General features: G+C 63.3%; 17 protein-coding genes and 1 rRNA gene. 6 read left to right on the top strand and 12 right to left on the bottom strand.

Annotated features, from left to right (window positions below; translation table 11 throughout):
* Positions 1–146 precede the first annotated feature (146 nt).
* On the bottom strand, positions 147–908 hold the full coding sequence (locus E5Z01_RS09230) for a hypothetical protein (RefSeq protein WP_135229100.1): 762 nt from the start codon (positions 906–908) through the stop codon (positions 147–149).
* A gap of 129 nt (positions 909–1,037) precedes the next feature.
* Positions 1,038–1,238 (bottom strand): hypothetical protein, encoded by a 201-nt coding sequence (locus E5Z01_RS09225; protein WP_135229099.1) that lies wholly within the window; start codon positions 1,236–1,238, stop codon positions 1,038–1,040.
* 117 nt (positions 1,239–1,355) lie between these two features.
* Between E5Z01_RS09225 and E5Z01_RS09220 the strand changes: the two genes are divergently transcribed.
* Positions 1,356–2,306 carry an ABC transporter substrate-binding protein gene (locus tag E5Z01_RS09220; protein ID WP_135229098.1) on the top strand — a complete coding sequence of 317 codons (951 nt, stop codon included), beginning with the start codon at positions 1,356–1,358 and terminating at the stop codon, positions 2,304–2,306.
* A gap of 195 nt (positions 2,307–2,501) precedes the next feature.
* Here E5Z01_RS09220 and E5Z01_RS09215 read toward each other — a convergent pair whose 3' ends face one another.
* Positions 2,502–3,143 carry a PIG-L deacetylase family protein gene (locus tag E5Z01_RS09215; protein ID WP_240738272.1) on the bottom strand — a complete coding sequence of 214 codons (642 nt, stop codon included), beginning with the start codon at positions 3,141–3,143 and terminating at the stop codon, positions 2,502–2,504.
* A gap of 38 nt (positions 3,144–3,181) precedes the next feature.
* Between E5Z01_RS09215 and E5Z01_RS09210 the strand changes: the two genes are divergently transcribed.
* Together E5Z01_RS09210 and E5Z01_RS09205 are read left to right on the top strand one after the other, a co-directional pair.
* Positions 3,182–3,871: an arginase gene (locus tag E5Z01_RS09210; protein WP_135229096.1), complete on the top strand. Its 690-nt coding sequence runs from the start codon at positions 3,182–3,184 to the stop codon at positions 3,869–3,871.
* Positions 3,872–3,930: 59 nt separating this feature from the next.
* Positions 3,931–4,440: a hypothetical protein gene (locus E5Z01_RS09205; protein ID WP_240738271.1), complete on the top strand. Its 510-nt coding sequence runs from the start codon at positions 3,931–3,933 to the stop codon at positions 4,438–4,440.
* 54 nt (positions 4,441–4,494) lie between these two features.
* Here E5Z01_RS09205 and E5Z01_RS09200 read toward each other — a convergent pair whose 3' ends face one another.
* Complete coding sequence (locus E5Z01_RS09200) at positions 4,495–5,055, bottom strand: DUF4126 domain-containing protein (RefSeq protein WP_135229095.1); 561 nt, start codon at positions 5,053–5,055, stop codon at positions 4,495–4,497.
* Positions 5,056–5,148: 93 nt separating this feature from the next.
* Positions 5,149–6,213 (bottom strand): M42 family metallopeptidase, encoded by a 1,065-nt coding sequence (locus E5Z01_RS09195; protein ID WP_240738270.1) that lies wholly within the window; start codon positions 6,211–6,213, stop codon positions 5,149–5,151.
* A 62-nt stretch (positions 6,214–6,275) separates the two neighbouring features.
* On the opposite strand from E5Z01_RS09195, the gene E5Z01_RS09190 reads away from it, so the two are divergent.
* Positions 6,276–7,760, top strand: coding sequence for a pyridoxal-phosphate dependent enzyme (locus E5Z01_RS09190; protein WP_167757846.1), 1,485 nt, complete (start codon positions 6,276–6,278; stop codon positions 7,758–7,760).
* On the opposite strand, the gene pth is transcribed toward E5Z01_RS09190, so the two are convergent.
* Both pth and E5Z01_RS09180 read right to left on the bottom strand, forming a co-directional pair.
* Positions 7,757–8,395, bottom strand: coding sequence for an aminoacyl-tRNA hydrolase (gene pth, locus E5Z01_RS09185; protein ID WP_135229093.1), 639 nt, complete (start codon positions 8,393–8,395; stop codon positions 7,757–7,759). The genes E5Z01_RS09190 and pth overlap by 4 nt on opposite strands.
* Positions 8,396–8,694: 299 nt before the next feature.
* Positions 8,695–9,105: a hypothetical protein gene (locus E5Z01_RS09180; protein WP_119765476.1), complete on the bottom strand. Its 411-nt coding sequence runs from the start codon at positions 9,103–9,105 to the stop codon at positions 8,695–8,697.
* Between the two features lie 352 nt (positions 9,106–9,457).
* On the opposite strand from E5Z01_RS09180, the gene E5Z01_RS09175 reads away from it, so the two are divergent.
* Complete coding sequence (locus E5Z01_RS09175; protein ID WP_167757845.1) at positions 9,458–10,429, top strand: asparaginase; 972 nt, start codon at positions 9,458–9,460, stop codon at positions 10,427–10,429.
* 175 nt (positions 10,430–10,604) lie between these two features.
* Here E5Z01_RS09175 and E5Z01_RS09170 read toward each other — a convergent pair whose 3' ends face one another.
* The 5 genes from E5Z01_RS09170 to purE form a co-directional block, all read right to left on the bottom strand.
* Positions 10,605–11,246, bottom strand: a complete 642-nt coding sequence (locus E5Z01_RS09170) for a LysE family translocator (RefSeq protein ID WP_135229091.1) — start codon at positions 11,244–11,246, stop codon at positions 10,605–10,607.
* 90 nt (positions 11,247–11,336) lie between these two features.
* Complete coding sequence (locus E5Z01_RS09165; protein WP_135229090.1) at positions 11,337–11,909, bottom strand: GNAT family N-acetyltransferase; 573 nt, start codon at positions 11,907–11,909, stop codon at positions 11,337–11,339.
* Positions 11,910–11,973: 64 nt separating this feature from the next.
* On the bottom strand, positions 11,974–13,128 hold the full coding sequence (locus tag E5Z01_RS09160; RefSeq protein ID WP_135229089.1) for a VanW family protein: 1,155 nt from the start codon (positions 13,126–13,128) through the stop codon (positions 11,974–11,976).
* A gap of 72 nt (positions 13,129–13,200) precedes the next feature.
* Positions 13,201–14,319 carry a 5-(carboxyamino)imidazole ribonucleotide synthase gene (gene purK, locus E5Z01_RS09155; protein ID WP_135229088.1) on the bottom strand — a complete coding sequence of 373 codons (1,119 nt, stop codon included), beginning with the start codon at positions 14,317–14,319 and terminating at the stop codon, positions 13,201–13,203.
* 115 nt (positions 14,320–14,434) lie between these two features.
* Complete coding sequence (purE, locus tag E5Z01_RS09150; protein WP_240738269.1) at positions 14,435–14,959, bottom strand: 5-(carboxyamino)imidazole ribonucleotide mutase; 525 nt, start codon at positions 14,957–14,959, stop codon at positions 14,435–14,437.
* Between the two features lie 461 nt (positions 14,960–15,420).
* On the opposite strand from purE, the gene E5Z01_RS09145 reads away from it, so the two are divergent.
* Positions 15,421–15,524, top strand: a 23S ribosomal RNA gene (locus E5Z01_RS09145); the annotation flags it as partial.

Below are 15,524 nucleotides of genomic sequence, written 5' to 3'. Positions count from 1 at the left end.
GTCTGAAGTGACACGGCTCTGGGTTGGCGCCAGCGATGTGCCGGAGTTGACCGGCAGGCAGGTCAGCCAGAAACGGTGTGCTTTGCAGCAACAGAAACCCATGATGGTGGTTTGCCATCAAGGGTCGGAATCAGGCCAGAGCTGTTTTACTCGTCGTTGCGGCGGTTGCCCCAGCCACGATCGGCGCGGGCGCGGGGACGGAAGCCGCCCTCGTTGCCAGCGTCGTTGTCGCGCGGGCGGAATTCACGGTCACCGAAGTTGCGGTCGTTGCGGTCGCCGCCGCGATCTTCACGGGGACGGAAGCCGCCGCCCTGGCCCTGGCGGTCACTACCGAAGCTGCGGTCGCCACCACGGAAGCCGCCACGGTCACCACCGCGGTCGTCACGGGGACGGAAGCTGCCGCGGTCGCCACCCTGGTATCCGCCACGGTCTTCGCGCGGACGGAAACCGCCACGGTCACCACCGCGGTCGTCACGGGGACGGAAGCCGCCACGGTCGCCGCCCGGATACCCCCCACGGTCTTCGCGCGGGCGGAAGCCGCCCTGGCGGTCACCACCGAAGCTGCGCTCATTGCGGTCACCGCCGCGGAAGCTGCTCCCGCTCGCCGCCGCGCCTGCGCCGCCGGCCTCGCGCATTTCGCGCATTTCACGGCGCAAACCGCGAATTTCCTTGGCCTGCGCTTCCATCATTTCCTTCAGTTCACCCAGCAGTTCCAGCAGGTCGTCGGCGTCGATGTACTCGTCTTCTTCGCCTTCCTGGTCGTCGTCGTCGTGCTCGGTGCCCTGCGCAGCGGCTTCCTGGGCATCCAAGACCTCATCCTCGTCGGGCTCACCCTGAAGCTGGTGCAGGACGTCGCGCAATTCTTCGGGCGTCTGCACGTTCTCGTGCTGCTGTTCATCGTTGGTCATCTGTACTCCACTCCTTATGCTTGCCACGCGGGCCTGCCTTTCAGGCGGTGCGCAAGCCGTAACCTGCACTCTACCTCATGCCGGGCCGCAGGAAACGACATGCCCCGTGAAGGGTGAACCAGGCGGGGGTTACCGGTAGAAGGCACGGAGCAGCGGGTGAACCAGCAGGAAACTGAGGAACCCGAGGCCTCCTCCTCCGAGCATGGCCAGAAGAAAATGGGTGGGAAGGCCCAGCCAAAGCGCCAGGAAGGCCGTGACGCCGATCAGGCTGGCGACCACCGTGGCCAGTCGCCGGGCAATATCCCTTGGTTGCCATGAGTCCAGATCCATCTGTCGATGGTGCCACAGACCGGCCTGGCAAAAGCCCCGGCGGCTGGGCGTCCGGTTATTCAGAGCAGCGTAAGGGGCCGTCAATTTCCGTTCAGGTGGTGTGCCTATACTCGCGCCATGCAACGCACTCTGCTGACCCTTCTGCTGGCGACCGTCACGGCGGCCAGTGCCCAGACCCGCACCGTCAACATCGGTCTGGGGTACATCCCGAACGTGCAGTTCACGCCTTTTTACGTGGCCGACAAACTGGGCTACTTCAAGGCCGAGGGCCTGAACGTCAATTTTCAGCACGGCTACATCAACGAGCTGATGCCTCTGCTGCTGCAGGGCAAACTGAATTTCGTGGTCGGCGATCCCGAGGACGCCATTTTCGCCCGCAACCAGGGGGCGCCCGTGAAGTACGTCATGGCGATGTACCAGAAGTCGCCCGTGACGGTGTTCAGCACCAAAGCGCTGAAAAGTGCCGCTGACCTGAAGGGCATGACGGTAGGCATTCCTGGCCCTTACGGCAGCAGTTACCACGCCATTCAGGCGGTGCTGGACGAAGCCAACCTTCAGGACGGCCGGGACGTGAAGCTGGCCTCGATCGGGTACACGCAGCTGGACGCCGTGCGCGGCGGAAAAGTGGACGCCGCCGTGGGGTACATCAACAACGACGTGGTGCAACTCCGTGCGTCAGGCACGAAAGTGAATACGCTCGACCTGTCGGGCGCGTACCCGATGGTGGGCGTCGGCCTGATCACGCTGGAGAAAAACCTCAGCGGCACCCTGGCGAAGCAGGTCGTGCGCGCCAGCCAGCGCGGCCTGAAGTTCACTGTCGGTAGCCCTGCTCAGGCGTTCAAGACCGCCCAGTCGGTCTTCGGGAAAAACGGCGGCACGCTGGATGTCCTGAAAGCCAGCACGCCCCTGATGACCAGCGCCTACACCGCCCAGAACGGTCTGGGGGCCAGCACCCCCACCAACTGGGCCAAAGCAGTGGCGGCCCTGGTCAAGCAGGGCAAACTGCCTGCCGGGGCCAGGGCCACCGACTTCTACACCAATTCACTCGTCAGCAAAACCCTGAAGTAATTTGAACAAGAGCAGGCAATTGTCTTCTGTTGTTCCGAACGGGCGGGAGTGAAAAAAGACGGGTTTGAACGGCCCACGATGAATTCGGTTGCGGTTCCCGAACTTCACGTAGAGGTGTTCAAATCCGTCTCAGCTGGTGACTGGTTTGCATGGCGGTGTTGTGCCGCTAACGTCACGGCACCATCGGAAGGCGGGTCAGCCCTGCACTTCGTAAAACGTTTCGCTGGTGATTCGGTGCGGAAACTTCCGGATGAAATCCACGGTGCTCAGCGCCTGCGAACGGTGGCAGGCGATGGCCTGCAATTTGCGCGTCACGAACGCGCTCACGTCATGCCGCGTGTTGGGCGGCAGCCACTGCGAGAGCAGCGCCTCGTTTTCGGGGGGCGTGTCGCTGGCGTAATACCACAGGCGGGGCCGCTGACCTGCTGGCAAGCTGTCCCACGCGGCCTTCACGATCTGGTGGGTGGTCACGTGATCCGGGTGGCCGTTGCTGCCATTCGGCGGGAAAGTCAGCACGATCTCCGGCTGGTGGCGCTGCATCGCCTCACGCGCCACGGCCATCAGGGGTTCTCGCGGCTGGTCTTTCAGATACTTGTCCGGAAAAGCGTGCTGCTCGTGAACCGGCAGACCGATGACCTCCAGGCACGCCTGCAACTCCACCTCGCGCATGCGGGCCAGTTCCTCGGGGCCGTCGCACAGCCCCAGCGTGCGGCCCGCCTCGCCGCGCGTCAGGGTGACCAGGCCGCACGCCTGTCCGTCCCGCAGGTACGTCATCAGGGTGCCTGACGCACCGTACACTTCATCATCAGGATGCGGAACGATCAGCAGCAGTTTCATCCCGCCCAGCATAACGCGCCGCGTGAAACGGAGGCCGCGTGCTGCTGAGCGTGGACTGGGACGCCTTCAGCGGCACGCGCGAACTGGTGTTCGACGCCCCCATCTGGGGCACCCGTGACCGCGACCATGACCGCCTGGAGGCCTGGCGTGGGCGCGTGCGTCAGCGCCAGGGTGATTCCTGGGACGCTCTGGCGCACGACTTTCCGCTTTATTCCGGCTGGCAGGCGTTGAGGCAGTACGCTGGAGTACCCGCCTGGGTGGCCCTCAGTCACGCCGACGCCTGGGCCTGGCTGGACTTTTTTCCCCCTCAGCCGGTGCTGAACGTCGATTCGCACCACGACCTGGGCAGTCTCAGCGGCGACCCCGCCCGCGTCAGGCCCGGCAACTGGGCCGGCCTGGCCCTGCAAGCCGGGAAAATCAGCAACTACGCCTGCCACTACCCCGATTGGCACGCCCACCTTCCCGTCGCGGAAGGCTATGACCTGGCCCGCACGCGCACCGAACTTGAGGGGCTGCTGCCGGCAGATGTTCTCGGGCGCGTGACCCTGGCCCGCCCCCCCAGCTGGCCGCACCCACAGGAGGTGGCCGGGCTGCTGCTGGTTCAGTCGCCCGCCTGGACAAATCCGGCGCACGACGCGGCCTTTTACGAGCTCGTCACGGCGCTGCGTGCCCACGTCCTCACGGCGCCGCTGAACCGGGTGAACGCACACAGTGAAAGAAGATTGTGACGGTTAATCTTTAGACTTGAGTTCAGTCCCTCAGAAAAACGCCGCCTCAGAGGACAATTATGACCATCCCGCCCAGCCTGCCGCCTAAACCCACCTATCGTCTGGCTGTCTTTGCACTGGTGCGCCAGCAGGGCAATGTGCTGCTAGTTCGGCCCCATCACCTTCTGTTGCCGGGCGGCCCGCAAAGCCTGCCGGGCCACATCATGCTGGATACCGAACCCGGCCTGGGTGTGGTGGAAACGGGCCTGCGCCGCCACCTGCTGTCCCAGGTGGGCATCGCCGTGTCGGATTTCCGGCTGGTGGGCAGCCACATCAGCCGCAGTGGCCGTCCCGAGCACCCCACCCTGCGCATGAACCTGATCTTCGGCACGGAATACTGCTCCGGCATCCTGAACCCGCAGCCAGACATGTTCAAAAGTGCGCTGTGGGTACCGCAGGCCCAGCTGGTGGACAACGTTCCCGAGTGGCTGCGCAGCGCCCTGCACGAACTGGAGCAGGTGACGTCCCCCAGCGTCACGCCTGCAACGGAGGGAAGCGGCCTGGGTCTTTTCCGTCGCCGCCAGACCTGAGCACACTCAACAAGAAGCCCCGCCGTGTTCGCAGCGGGGCTTTTCTTTGCGGTATCAAAGGGTGGGGCGACGTCCTCTGAACCGGACGTACAGGCGGTAGGCCGCCACCACGAACAGCACCAGGAACACCACTGCCAGGATCGGAATGAAGATCGCCAGAATGCTGAGGGTCAGGCTGCCCACATCCTCGGCGGCACTTAGCACCGGGTTTCCGAGGCCTGCCGTGGTCGCCGTGGCGACCGGACGCACCGCCGTGCGCGTGGCATGCACCCCGCCCGCCACCACCAGCCCCAGCACCAGGCTCAGCGCCGGGGGAATCTCCGCCACGCCCGTTTGCGAGGCGAACAGAATGGCACCCGCCGCCGTATTTACCAGCCCGCCCACCACGTGCAGCGCGTGATCTACCCCCGGAATCTTGTCCCCGATGAAATCCAGCACGCCCAGCAGGCCCACCACCAGCATCACCCAAGGCTCCGAGAGCAGGCTGTACGGTTCGGCCAGGTGCATCACCCCAAAGTGATTCAGCGCGCCCACCATCAGCAGCGGAATGTAAGCGTTCAGGCCCGCCGCCCCTGACAACCCCAGCGACGAGAGAATCCCGGAAAACAAGTCCATACCGGACACTACTACGCCCCCCGACCGTAGAAGTGGCGCGGGGGGCCTCTATGGAACCTTAACTTAAGCGGGTGAGAGAGGGGATAAGCTCTTTCACGCCAGGTACGCCACCAGCAGGTCGACGCCAGCCTTCACGTCGTCGGCGTTCACGCTTTCCACGATGGTGTGAATGTACCGGGTGGGGATACTGAGGGTCAGGGTCGGCACGCCGGCGCGGCTGCGTTGAATGGCCCCGCCGTCCGTGCCGCCCAGCGGCAGCACTTCCAGCTGGGCCTTGATGCCGTTCTTCTCGGCCAGGTCATAGAAGTCGTCGACCAGCCAGCGGGTACTGATCATGCTGCTGTCGAAGACTTTAATGCCAATGCCGTCGCCCAGGCGCGTCACCGCTTCGTGCGGGCCGCCGCCCAGGGCCGGCAGGTCGACCGCCAACGTCACGTCCAGCCCGATGCCAATCGTGGGTTCCACGCCATAAGCCGCCGTGATCGCGCCGCGCAGGCCCACTTCTTCCTGCACGCTGAAGACCACGTACAGGTCGTGCTTCAAAGAGGTCTTCTTCAGCAGACGCAGGGTTTCCAGCGCCATGAACACGCACGCCCGGTCGTCCATGGCCTTGCCGCACACCAGATTGCCCACCTGACGGGCGGTCTGATCCAGCGTCACCATGTCACCCACGCGCACCCGACGCCTGGCCTCGTCGCCGTCCAGGCCCAGGTCAATGAAGAATTCGCTGACTTCCGGGATTTTCTTGCGCTCTTCGGGGCCGGCGATGTGTACGGGTTTGCCGCCCGGCTGCATGATCCCCGGTAGCTGGCCGCTGCGCGTATGCACGGTCACGTTCCGGGCAAACAGGTTGCGGGTGTCGAACCCGCCCAGTTGCTGCACCCGCAGGTAGCCTTTCTCGTCCACGTGGCGCACCAGGAACCCGATCTCGTCCATGTGCGCCGAGATCATCACGCGCTCTTTTTTCTGACCTTTTTTCGCCTTGGCGGTCGCCTTGCGGTAGGCGATCACGTTCCCCATGGCGTCCACCTGCACGGCGTCGGCCAGGCCCTCCAGTTCCCGCAGCACGAACTTGCGCACAGCGTCCTCGTTGCCCGGCACGCCCGGCAAATCCGACAGTTGCATCAACACATCCAACCGCAAATCAGTTTTCGTCACGGCGACAGAATAAAACGGCTCAGGCGCCGGGACTGCTTTTCAGCCCTCCTAGAATGCCGGGCATGACCTCGCCTGACCTGCGGCCCATCCTGACCGTCCCTCACCCGGTCTTGCGGGAGAAGGCCCTGTCGGTCAGTTTCAACGAACCAGAACTGGCGGTGGAGGTGGCCGCACTGCACGCGGCGCTGAATGATTTCCGGGCGCGAATGGGGTTCGGGCGGGCCATTGCCGCGCCTCAAATCGGCATCTTGAAACGCCTGATCGCTCTGAATCTGGGTGCGGGGCCGGTGACCCTCATCAACCCGTCCATCACCTGGCGCAGCGACGAACTGTTCGAGGTGTGGGACGATTGCCTCAGCATTCCCAACGTGGTGGTAAGGGTGCAGCGGCACACCAGCATCAGCCTCACGTATCAGGACGAGCAGGGGCGGAGGCGCGAGTGGCTCAACCTTCCCCCGGATCTCTCGGAACTGCTGCAACACGAGATCGACCATCTGGACGGCATTCTGATGACGGATCGGGCACATGGGCCAGACGCCTTGCAACCCATGGCGCGGCACGCGGAACTGGTGGGGGAGGGAAGACCCAGGCACCGCCTTTCACTGGAGAACATCCGCCAGAGCGCGGGCGTGATCGACCCGGTGTTCCTGAATTCACCGCAGTTCAATTGCGAGCCGCTGAGCGCCGCGCTGGGCTGTGAACTCACCTTGAAACTGGAGTTCACCAACCCCATTCGCAGTTTCAAGGGACGCGGCGCGAGTTACCTGATCCGGCAATTGACGGCGCAGGGAGATCACCGCCTGGTGGTGTGCGGCAGCGCGGGCAATTTCGGTCAGGCGATGGCCTACGCCTGCCGCGCGGCCGGGCGCGACATCGTGATTTTTGCCAGTGTGAACGCCAACCCCCTGAAAGTCGAGCGAATGCGCCTCCTGGGCGCGGAAGTCCGTCAGGCAGGCGATGACTTCGACGCCGCGAAAGAAGCCGCCCAAGCCTTTGCACACGAGACTGGCGCCCTCATGATTGAGGACGGCCGGCAGGAAGCGGTCTCGGAAGGCCACGGCACCATAGGTATGGAACTCCTTCAGCACGCTGGACTTTACGACGCCATCACCATCCCGCTCGGGAACGGTGCCCTGCTGAACGGCGTGGGGCGCTGGTTCAAGGCCGCCTCGCCCGCCACCCGCGTCGTGGGCGTGAGCGCCAGCGGGGCCAGCGCCATGCGCGAAAGCTGGCAGACCGGGCAACTGGTGCAGCCACAGAGCGTGAACACTATTGCCGACGGGATCGCCGTGCGCGTCCCCATTCCCGAAGCGGTGGCCGACATGCAGGGCAGCGTGGACAGCGTGCTGCTGGTGGACGACGCGCACCTCATCCAGGCCATGAAACTCCTGTACCGGCATGCAGGATTGCTGGTGGAACCCTCCGGCGCGGCGGGGGTCGCCGCTCTCCTGGCACACCCGCCGCAGTTCAATGGGAAAAAGGTCGCCACCATCCTGTGCGGTAGCAACCTCACGGAAACGCAGATCAGAGAGTGGATTCTGAATTAGACGCTCTCGGCGTCGTGTTCCACCACCGCCGGCTCAGCGGGTTTCGGTGCCGGCTCGGGTTTTGGCCGCAAGTCCGTGCTGTTGAACTGCTGCTGGGCCTCGGCCAGGCCAGCTTTTGCCCACACTTCCACGGCGTTCGCCCCCAGGCGCACCAGTTCTTCCAACGTGGGTTTCTCCTCGTCACGCCACTTGCTCAACACCCAGTCCGCCGGGTCGCGGCCCGCCGGGGGGCGGTTGATGCCCACCTTGAGGCGCGGGAACTGATCGTGCCCCAGCAGCCGGATAATGTCCCGCACGCCATTTTGCCCCCCGTGCCGCCCACTGGGGCGCAATTTCATCAGGCCAAAGGGACTGTCCAGGTCGTCCTGCACGACCAGCAGGGCCTCCGCCTCCAGTTTGTAGAACTGAAGGTAAGGGATGACAGCTTTCCCGGAAGCGTTCATGAACGTCTGCGGCTTTACCAGCAACACCTTTTCGCTGCTCAACCTGACCTCGCACGTCTCGGCATTTGGGCCGTCCTTGCGCCAGGTTGCCCCGGCGCGGCGGGCGACCTCATCCACCACCAGCCAGCCCACGTTGTGCCGCGTCTGCGCGTACTGTCCGCCCGGATTGCCCAGGCCCACCACCAGTTTCAAGACTTTTTCTCCATGACTTTATCCACCTGCCGTTTCCACTTCTTCCTTGAACGGCCCCACCATATCCGGGATGAATCACCTGTCGTAAAACCCGCCTGCCGAAAGCGGCTAGTCAGTTACCTCGCCACTCATCACGCTGCCACCCCGTGTGCGGGATAGCACGCTCGGCACAAAGGTTTCCGGCGGTAGGAAATACATCGACGGATGGTTCGTCTCCGCAACCTTTACGTCACCCAGCCAGCTTTCGCTGCGTTTCTCCACGCGCGTCAGGCTTGATCGCCTGCGGGCGCTTCAGAAGGTTACGCCTCCAGCCCGTTCAGCAACTCGCGCCACTTTGCTTCAGTCTCTCGCACCGCCGGGTCACTCTTCGCGCGGGCATAGCCGGCCCGGAAATCCGCGAACCGGGCGTCCGTATCGCTGTACAGCAGCCCCAGTGCGCCCTTCACGTCATCCACGTTGCGCTGCGTCAGGGTCGTGTTCTTGCTGTCCAGCACATCGTCCAATGTGGCCATCAAGCCCGACAGCGGGCGCAACCACTGAAAATCCGGGTTGTTCATCACCAGTGAGTACAGCTCGAATTCATTCTTCACCGGGCCGTGCAGGAACTCGTACTCACCCCGCGCAAAGTGGAGCAAGGCCTTGTGGTACGTCTTTAAAGCTTTTGCCAGGGCGTCCAGCTTATTGCGGAAAGGAGTGTCGGAAGCAGTCATGCCACGAGGGTAGCAAGAGGGAGAGGGATTCAGGATGATGGGGATATTGTGGTTCTCTCCACCCCCTACCCGGCTGGGGAGCGTTGTTGGTACTGGGCAAGAGTCGTTTCGGGCGTTGGACGGTCTGCCTGGCTTCCCCCGCGCCAAATGACCTTCAAGCATATGATGGTCAGTCGTGTGAAGGGCCGCTTATTAGAGCAGGTTTTCCTTTCCTGGTTTCTGACGGACTGGACGAGCTGTTGGTCGAGGCCGCCGATCAGCCAGATGCTCAGTCCGGCAGTCCTGAACCATGCCACTGGGGCAGGGTTCCCGGGTAAAGCACGCTGCGCCGCTTATTCGTTACTCTGCGCGTATGCCCAAGCGTCTTGCACTCGTTCACACGGGTGGAACCATCGCCAGTCGCCCCAATCCGGATGGCCCCGGCGTCACACCACAGGAAGCCCCAGACCTGCCAGGCCTGAGTGGCGTGACGGTCAGGGAGTACCAGCCGTTCAACCTGCCTAGCCCGCACATTACGCCCGCGCACATGCTCCAGGTGTCGCAACTCATCGAGGAAGTCGCGCCGCACGCCGACGGTGTGGTCGTCACGCACGGCACGGACACGCTGGAAGAAACAGCCTTCCTGCTGCACCTGACCCTGCCGCCGCACCTTCCCGTGGTGCTGACCGGCAGCATGCGCCACGCCGCCGAAGCCTCCTGGGACGGGCCCGGCAACCTGCTGGACGCCGCGCAGGTCGCCCTGTATCCCGAAACGAAAGGACGCGGCCCGCTCGTGGTGTTCGGCGGGGACATTTTCGACGCGCGCACCGTCACGAAAGTCCATACCAGCGCCGTGGACGCTTTTGGGGGCTATCCCGGCCCCATTGGCCGCATCGACCGGGTCGAGGACGCGGCGCACGTGCGTTACTTCGCCTCACCCGAACCGCGCCCCACCTTCGGCCCCAAAGAGCTGGCGGCCAGAGTCGAGATTCTGTATGCCTATGCCGGCTGGAAGGGGGAGGGCTACGCCGAGGCCGCCCAGCGGGCCGACGGCCTGGTTATCGCCGCGCTGGGAACAGGGAACCTGCCGCCAGAACTTCTGCCCCTGGTGCAGGAAACGGTGCAGACGACACAGAAACCCGTGGTCATTGCCACGCGCACGCACGCCGGCCCGGTTCTGCCCGTGTACGGCTACGCAGGCGGCGGCGCCACATTGGTACAGGCCGGCGCCATTCCCGCCAGTTTCCTGAACGCCCACAAAGCCCGCCTTCTCCTGATGGTGCTTCTCAGCCTCGACATGGATCTGGAGCGCGTGCGGCAACTGTTCGCGGAAGGCGTGTTCTGAAGGGGGCTGGCCGCGGGTCGATGATGACTGGTTAAGCTCATCGGCATCCCGTTTGTTCCCTGCTCCCTGCGGCAGAGCGCCGGAGGGGTCACTGCACGTCCGGAACGCTTTTTGTTCCTGTTCGCTTCGCTCGACCCTTCCCAGTGATTTCATCGCTGAGGGGGCAGAATTTTTGTTAGTGGCGCGACAGGCCCAGTTTCAATCCGAAGCCAATGACGGCCGTTCCAGCGATGCCGTCCACAAGACGTTGCGTTTTTGGACGGCTGAGCCACGCTCTGGCCCTGTGAGCGGTGTAGGCCAGCAGCGACAGCCACAGTATTCCCAGGATGGTATGCACGAGGCCCAGCAGCACGCCCGCCAGCAGGTGAGGCGTGTCCGCTGGCATGAACTGAGGCAGCAGCGCCACATAGAACGCCCCGACTTTCGGATTCAGCAGGTTGGTCAGCAGACCGCTTTGAAAACACTCTGGCAAACCTGTTTTCTGAACAGGCAGGGTGGGCGTGGGGGCCGGATCGTGAGGTTTTGCCTGAAATGCCGCCCGCAGCATCCCGAACCCCAGCCACAGCATGTACGCCGTCCCCACGACCTTGAGCACCGTGTAAGCTGCTTCAGACGCCGTCAGCAGAGCCGAAATGCCCACGGCCGCCGCCACTGCCCACACCAATACACCCGTACAGATGCCCAGCGCCGTCACCACCGCTTCTTTTCGACCCTGGGTTATGGCACTCCGCAATACCAGCGCCGTATCCAACCCCGGCGTAATGGTCATCAGGCCCGCCACCACGGCGAACCCCAGCAGCGCAGAAACAAGTGTCATGCCACGAGGGTAACAAGCCCCGGCGCACCGCAGATGCAAGGGTCTAACCGTCTCAAAGACAAGCCTCCACCAGAGAGTTTTTTGGGCCCTTCACCTCACCTGGCTGAAAATCAGCGTGTCGCGCAGTTCCTTCGGGTGGCTCACGCTGCGTTCGTCGTTCTTCAAACAGGCATCCAGCGTGTATCCCAGCTGTCGGGGAATGCGGGCGCTGCGTTCGTTGAGGGCGTCGCAGCGAATTTCAATACGCCGCCAGCCCAGCATGTCCAGGGCGTACTCGGTCAGGAATTGCGTGACTTCCTGCGCGTACCCTTGCCCGGTGTGGGCGGTGGCGATCCAGTATCCGATTTCCCCTTTGGGAATATCCCATTCCAGCGAGTGATATCCACTGCTGCCGATCAGTTCCGTGCCGTCCGCGTTCCAGATCAGCAGGCGCAGGTTCTCGCGTTTCGCATAGGCTTCGGCAGCCCGCGTCAGGTTCTCCTGTGCGTCCGCGAGGGTCTGGGGTTCCTGCGCCCACGCCATCCACGGCTGCAACGCCGGCAGGCTGGCGTTAATAGCCTCTACCTGCGCCGGCGCGTCCTCGGGGCGGGGAGCACGCAGCAGCAGGCGGGCGGTACGAAATTCTGTGGGCAGCTCAGGAAAGGGAAAGTCAGCGTCAGTCACCCACGTATCATCCCGTTTTGTGCTGCCCACGCCATCCGCGCTATGGCCTGTTTGACCCAGCCCCTTACTTCAGGCGCTTGTCTTTCGGGTTCACGCCGTACACGGCGGCCCACGGCCGGTACGTGCTCTTGAGTTTGTCGCTGCTGACCGCCTTGCCTTTGACCTTGATGGTGCGGGTCATCACGCTGGTCATGCCCTGCATGGGCTGATCCAGCAGGCGGCGGGTGTTCAGGGCCACGCGCGTGTCCTGGATGTAGGTGGGTTTCTTGGGTGGGGCCTTGAAGTTCGTGATCACGGGTTTGCTCAGGCTCACGCTGCGTCCGGTGTTCGCGCCGAAAATGTCGAAGCGCAGAGTCTGGGCATTCCTGTCCCAGCCGGCCTGCACGAACAGGTACTTGCCGGTGTCGTTCTTCATTTTCAGGTTCAGATCCGGGGCGTACACGGTGGCCTCGAAGCCCACCGGGTCGTAGTACTTCACGCGGTGGCTGTGGTCGTGGCGTTCCACGATGGGCAGCCCGGCCTTGTACAGCGCGCGGAAGATGGTGGTGCTGACCTGACAGATGCCGCCGCCGTCCTCCTTGGCCAGCGTGCCGCCGCTGATCACGAAGCCCTTCACGTACCCGGTGCTGGCGTCGATCTGCCCGATTTCGTTGTTGAAGTCGAACACGTGGCCGGGTGCAATGAAGAAGTTATCCAGTTTGCTGGCGCCCACCAGAATATTCTTCTCGCGGAAGGCCGGGCTGCCCGCGTAACTGCTCTGCCCGGTGGTCACATAAGTCAGCACGCCCCGTTGCGCCAGCAGTTGCACGCTGCGCTGAGGTTTCACCACCTTGAAGGCCACCTGGGCGTTGGATTTCCCGGCCTTGATGGCTTTCAGGATGTTGGCTTTCGTGCCGTCGCGGTCAAAAATCCAGCCGTTCTGATCCGCCGCGATCCAGGTGCCGCCCACGTTCTTGAAGGTCGCCGGGAGAGGCCGACGGGCGTTGACCTGCTTCTCGATGCCGCTCAGCTTCGCGGACAGCTGAGAACTGAATTTATGGTGCTTCTTGCTTGCGGCAATGCCGTCAGCGGGCAGCACCCACGCTTTCCTGATCGGGTAATTCCTGACGTTCCCCTTCTCGATTTTCTGCTCGCTGGTGCTCAGCGTCAGGGTAAAAGGCGCAGCCTGCGCGGACACGGTGAGCGAGAGCGTCAGCAGGGGAAGCAGAAAACGTTTCACATCGACCAGCCTAGAGAGGTGAAGCTGACGCCCCATGAGGCGACATTCACCTGAAATTCGCGTATCGGACGGTCAGGGAATCAGCTTCTCCAGCTGCTCCAGGCGTTGCCGCAGGGTCTCGGCATCCGGCGCGACGAGATTCACATGCCCCAGTTTGCGCCCGTGGCGGTGCGCCTTGTGGTACAGGTGAACGCGCGTGCCTTCCAGTGCATCGATGCCCTCCCATTCGGGCTCTGCGCCGTCCACACCCACATAATTGACCATGGCGCAGGGGTGAAGAGGTTTCCAGTCCGTCAGAGGCAGGCCCAGCACAGCGCGAACCTGCGCTTCAAACTGGCTGACGCCCCCGCCGTCCTGTGTCAGGTGCCCACTGTTGTGTACACGGGGTGCCACCTCGTTCACCAGCAGCCGTCCCTCTCCGGCAGAGCCACTGGGCAACTGGAAGAATTCCAGGGTCATCAGCCCTTCCAGCCCCCAGTGTTCGGCCACCGCCCGTGCCATCTCCCGCGCTTTCTCTTCGGTGCCGGCTGGAACATTCGCGGGATAAATGCTCGTGCGCAGAATTCCGTTCCGGTGAACGTTCTCGATCAGCGGCCCGAAAGCCACCCGTCCGTCCGGGGTACGCGCCACAGCCAGGCTCACTTCGCGCTCGAAGTTCACCAAGCCTTCCAGCACGCACGGCACGCCGCCCAGCGCTTCCCAGGCCTGCCCCAGCTCGAAATCGGAGGAAACACGTGCCTGTCCTTTGCCGTCATAGCCCAGTTCAGAAGTTTTCAGGATGCCGCGCCCACCCACCTGCTTCAGGGCCCCCTGCAATTCCGGCGCGGACTCGATCACGATGAACGGCGCTGTGTCGGCCCCCGCCTCACGCAGGGCCTGTTTTTCGCGGGCGCGGTGCTTGCTGCGGGCCAGTAACTCCGCGCCGGGACGCACCGGAACGCGTCCATGCAGGGCATCCAGCGCCTCCACCGGAACGTTCTCGAATTCCAGCGTCACGGCCTCGCAGGCGGCCAGTTCATTCAGTCCCACCGGGTCGGTGTACGGCGCTGCCAGGTGCTCTGCGCAAAGGCGCGCCGGGGCCTGCGCGTCGGGTTCCAGCACCACCACGCGCACGTTGAGGGGAATAGCCGCGAGGGCCAACATCTGCGCCAGTTGCCCACCCCCCAGAATGCCCAGTGTCCGCTCTTTCATAGGAACTCCAGTCGAATCCCATTTTTAACAGGATGAAATTTAACTTGCAAAACAGTAGGGCAGCACGGCGATTTCGGTGTTTTCGCGCCTGTTGCAAAATCAGATGGAACCTGTCTCACATCCCACCCGCCTGGGGATGACCTTCAAAGAAAGGATCATCCAGCACGGCCTGCGTCTGCTTCTCGCGGAAGGCGTCGAGTTTCTCGCGGATCTTCGCGTCTGTGGTCGCCAGCAGCGCGGCAGCGAACAGCGCAGCATTCTTCGCTCCGGCCTGCCCAATAGCAAACGTCGCCACCGGAACCCCGGCGGGCATCTGCACGATGCTGTGCAGGCTATCCACACCGCTGAGCGCCTTGCTCTGAACCGGAACCCCCAGCACGGGCACCCGCGTGAACGCTGCCAGCATTCCCGGCAGGTGGGCCGCGCCGCCCGCCCCGGCAATGATGCAACTCAGGTTCAGGCGTTCGGCCCGCTGGGCATAAGTCGCCAGCAGGTGCGGCGTGCGGTGTGCCGACAGAACACGCACCTCATAAGGAATATCCAGTTGCTGCAAAAGCTCCAGTGCGCCCTGCATCGTCTCGAAATCACTGCGGCTGCCCATCACTACACCCACACGGGGCGCGTTCACTTCCACGGTCATAGCAACCATGCTACAGGCGGATGTCCGGCGTATGACTCACCCAGCCGGACAGTCGGGATACTCCCTTAAAGCAGACGAACTCAGGTTCTCCGGCGACTGACGACCTTTTCTGCAACTTGCTTATGCGGTCAAAGCGGGCAGACAGGCGTGCTCCCTATGCATGGCACTGCTGGAGGAGGGCGCCAGAGAACTGCTGAGCCCTTGCTAGGGCAACGCGGCCAGTCGGGCAAGGTGGCGCAGGCAGGCGCGCGGTTTTTCGAAATGAATTGGAGCTGTGCTGGACGCTGCTTGCCGTTCATTGAGAGATCATCTGCAACAGGGAGTTGACAGATCTCAAAGCAGGGCATATAGTTTCTGAGCCTCGAACGAGGCGAGACGCATGACAACCGAGAAGCGAAAGAGCAAGAAGAGCGAACCACACGGCGATTAGCAAAGTCATTGCCGTGATGAAATCGAAAGAAGGTCAAGATACTAAGGATCCACGGTGGATGCCCTGGCACTGGAACCGACGAAGGACGCGATTACCTGCGAAAAGCCCTGACGAGCTGGAGATACGCATTGACTC

This window comes from Deinococcus fonticola (assembly GCF_004634215.1).
In the GTDB taxonomy this organism is placed as follows: Bacteria; Deinococcota; Deinococci; order Deinococcales; family Deinococcaceae; genus Deinococcus; species Deinococcus fonticola.
Note: the sequence above shows the minus strand (reverse complement) of the source record. Positions and strands in the feature narration are given on the sequence as shown.

Bases quoted from the DNA above. Each gene is read 5' to 3' on its own strand.
- E5Z01_RS09230 (WP_135229100.1), bottom strand. From the start codon at position 908: ATGACCAACGATGAACAGCAGCACGAGAACGTGCAGACGCCCGAAGAA.
- E5Z01_RS09225 (WP_135229099.1), bottom strand. From the start codon at position 1,238: ATGGATCTGGACTCATGGCAACCAAGGGATATTGCCCGGCGACTGGCC.
- E5Z01_RS09220 (WP_135229098.1), top strand. From the start codon at position 1,356: ATGCAACGCACTCTGCTGACCCTTCTGCTGGCGACCGTCACGGCGGCC.
- E5Z01_RS09215 (WP_240738272.1), bottom strand. From the start codon at position 3,143: ATGAAACTGCTGCTGATCGTTCCGCATCCTGATGATGAAGTGTACGGT.
- E5Z01_RS09205 (WP_240738271.1), top strand. From the start codon at position 3,931: ATGACCATCCCGCCCAGCCTGCCGCCTAAACCCACCTATCGTCTGGCT.
- E5Z01_RS09200 (WP_135229095.1), bottom strand. From the start codon at position 5,055: ATGGACTTGTTTTCCGGGATTCTCTCGTCGCTGGGGTTGTCAGGGGCG.
- E5Z01_RS09190 (WP_167757846.1), top strand. From the start codon at position 6,276: ATGACCTCGCCTGACCTGCGGCCCATCCTGACCGTCCCTCACCCGGTC.
- E5Z01_RS09180 (WP_119765476.1), bottom strand. From the start codon at position 9,105: ATGACTGCTTCCGACACTCCTTTCCGCAATAAGCTGGACGCCCTGGCA.
- E5Z01_RS09175 (WP_167757845.1), top strand. From the start codon at position 9,458: ATGCCCAAGCGTCTTGCACTCGTTCACACGGGTGGAACCATCGCCAGT.
- E5Z01_RS09170 (WP_135229091.1), bottom strand. From the start codon at position 11,246: ATGACACTTGTTTCTGCGCTGCTGGGGTTCGCCGTGGTGGCGGGCCTG.
- purK (WP_135229088.1), bottom strand. From the start codon at position 14,319: ATGAAAGAGCGGACACTGGGCATTCTGGGGGGTGGGCAACTGGCGCAG.
- purE (WP_240738269.1), bottom strand. From the start codon at position 14,959: ATGACCGTGGAAGTGAACGCGCCCCGTGTGGGTGTAGTGATGGGCAGC.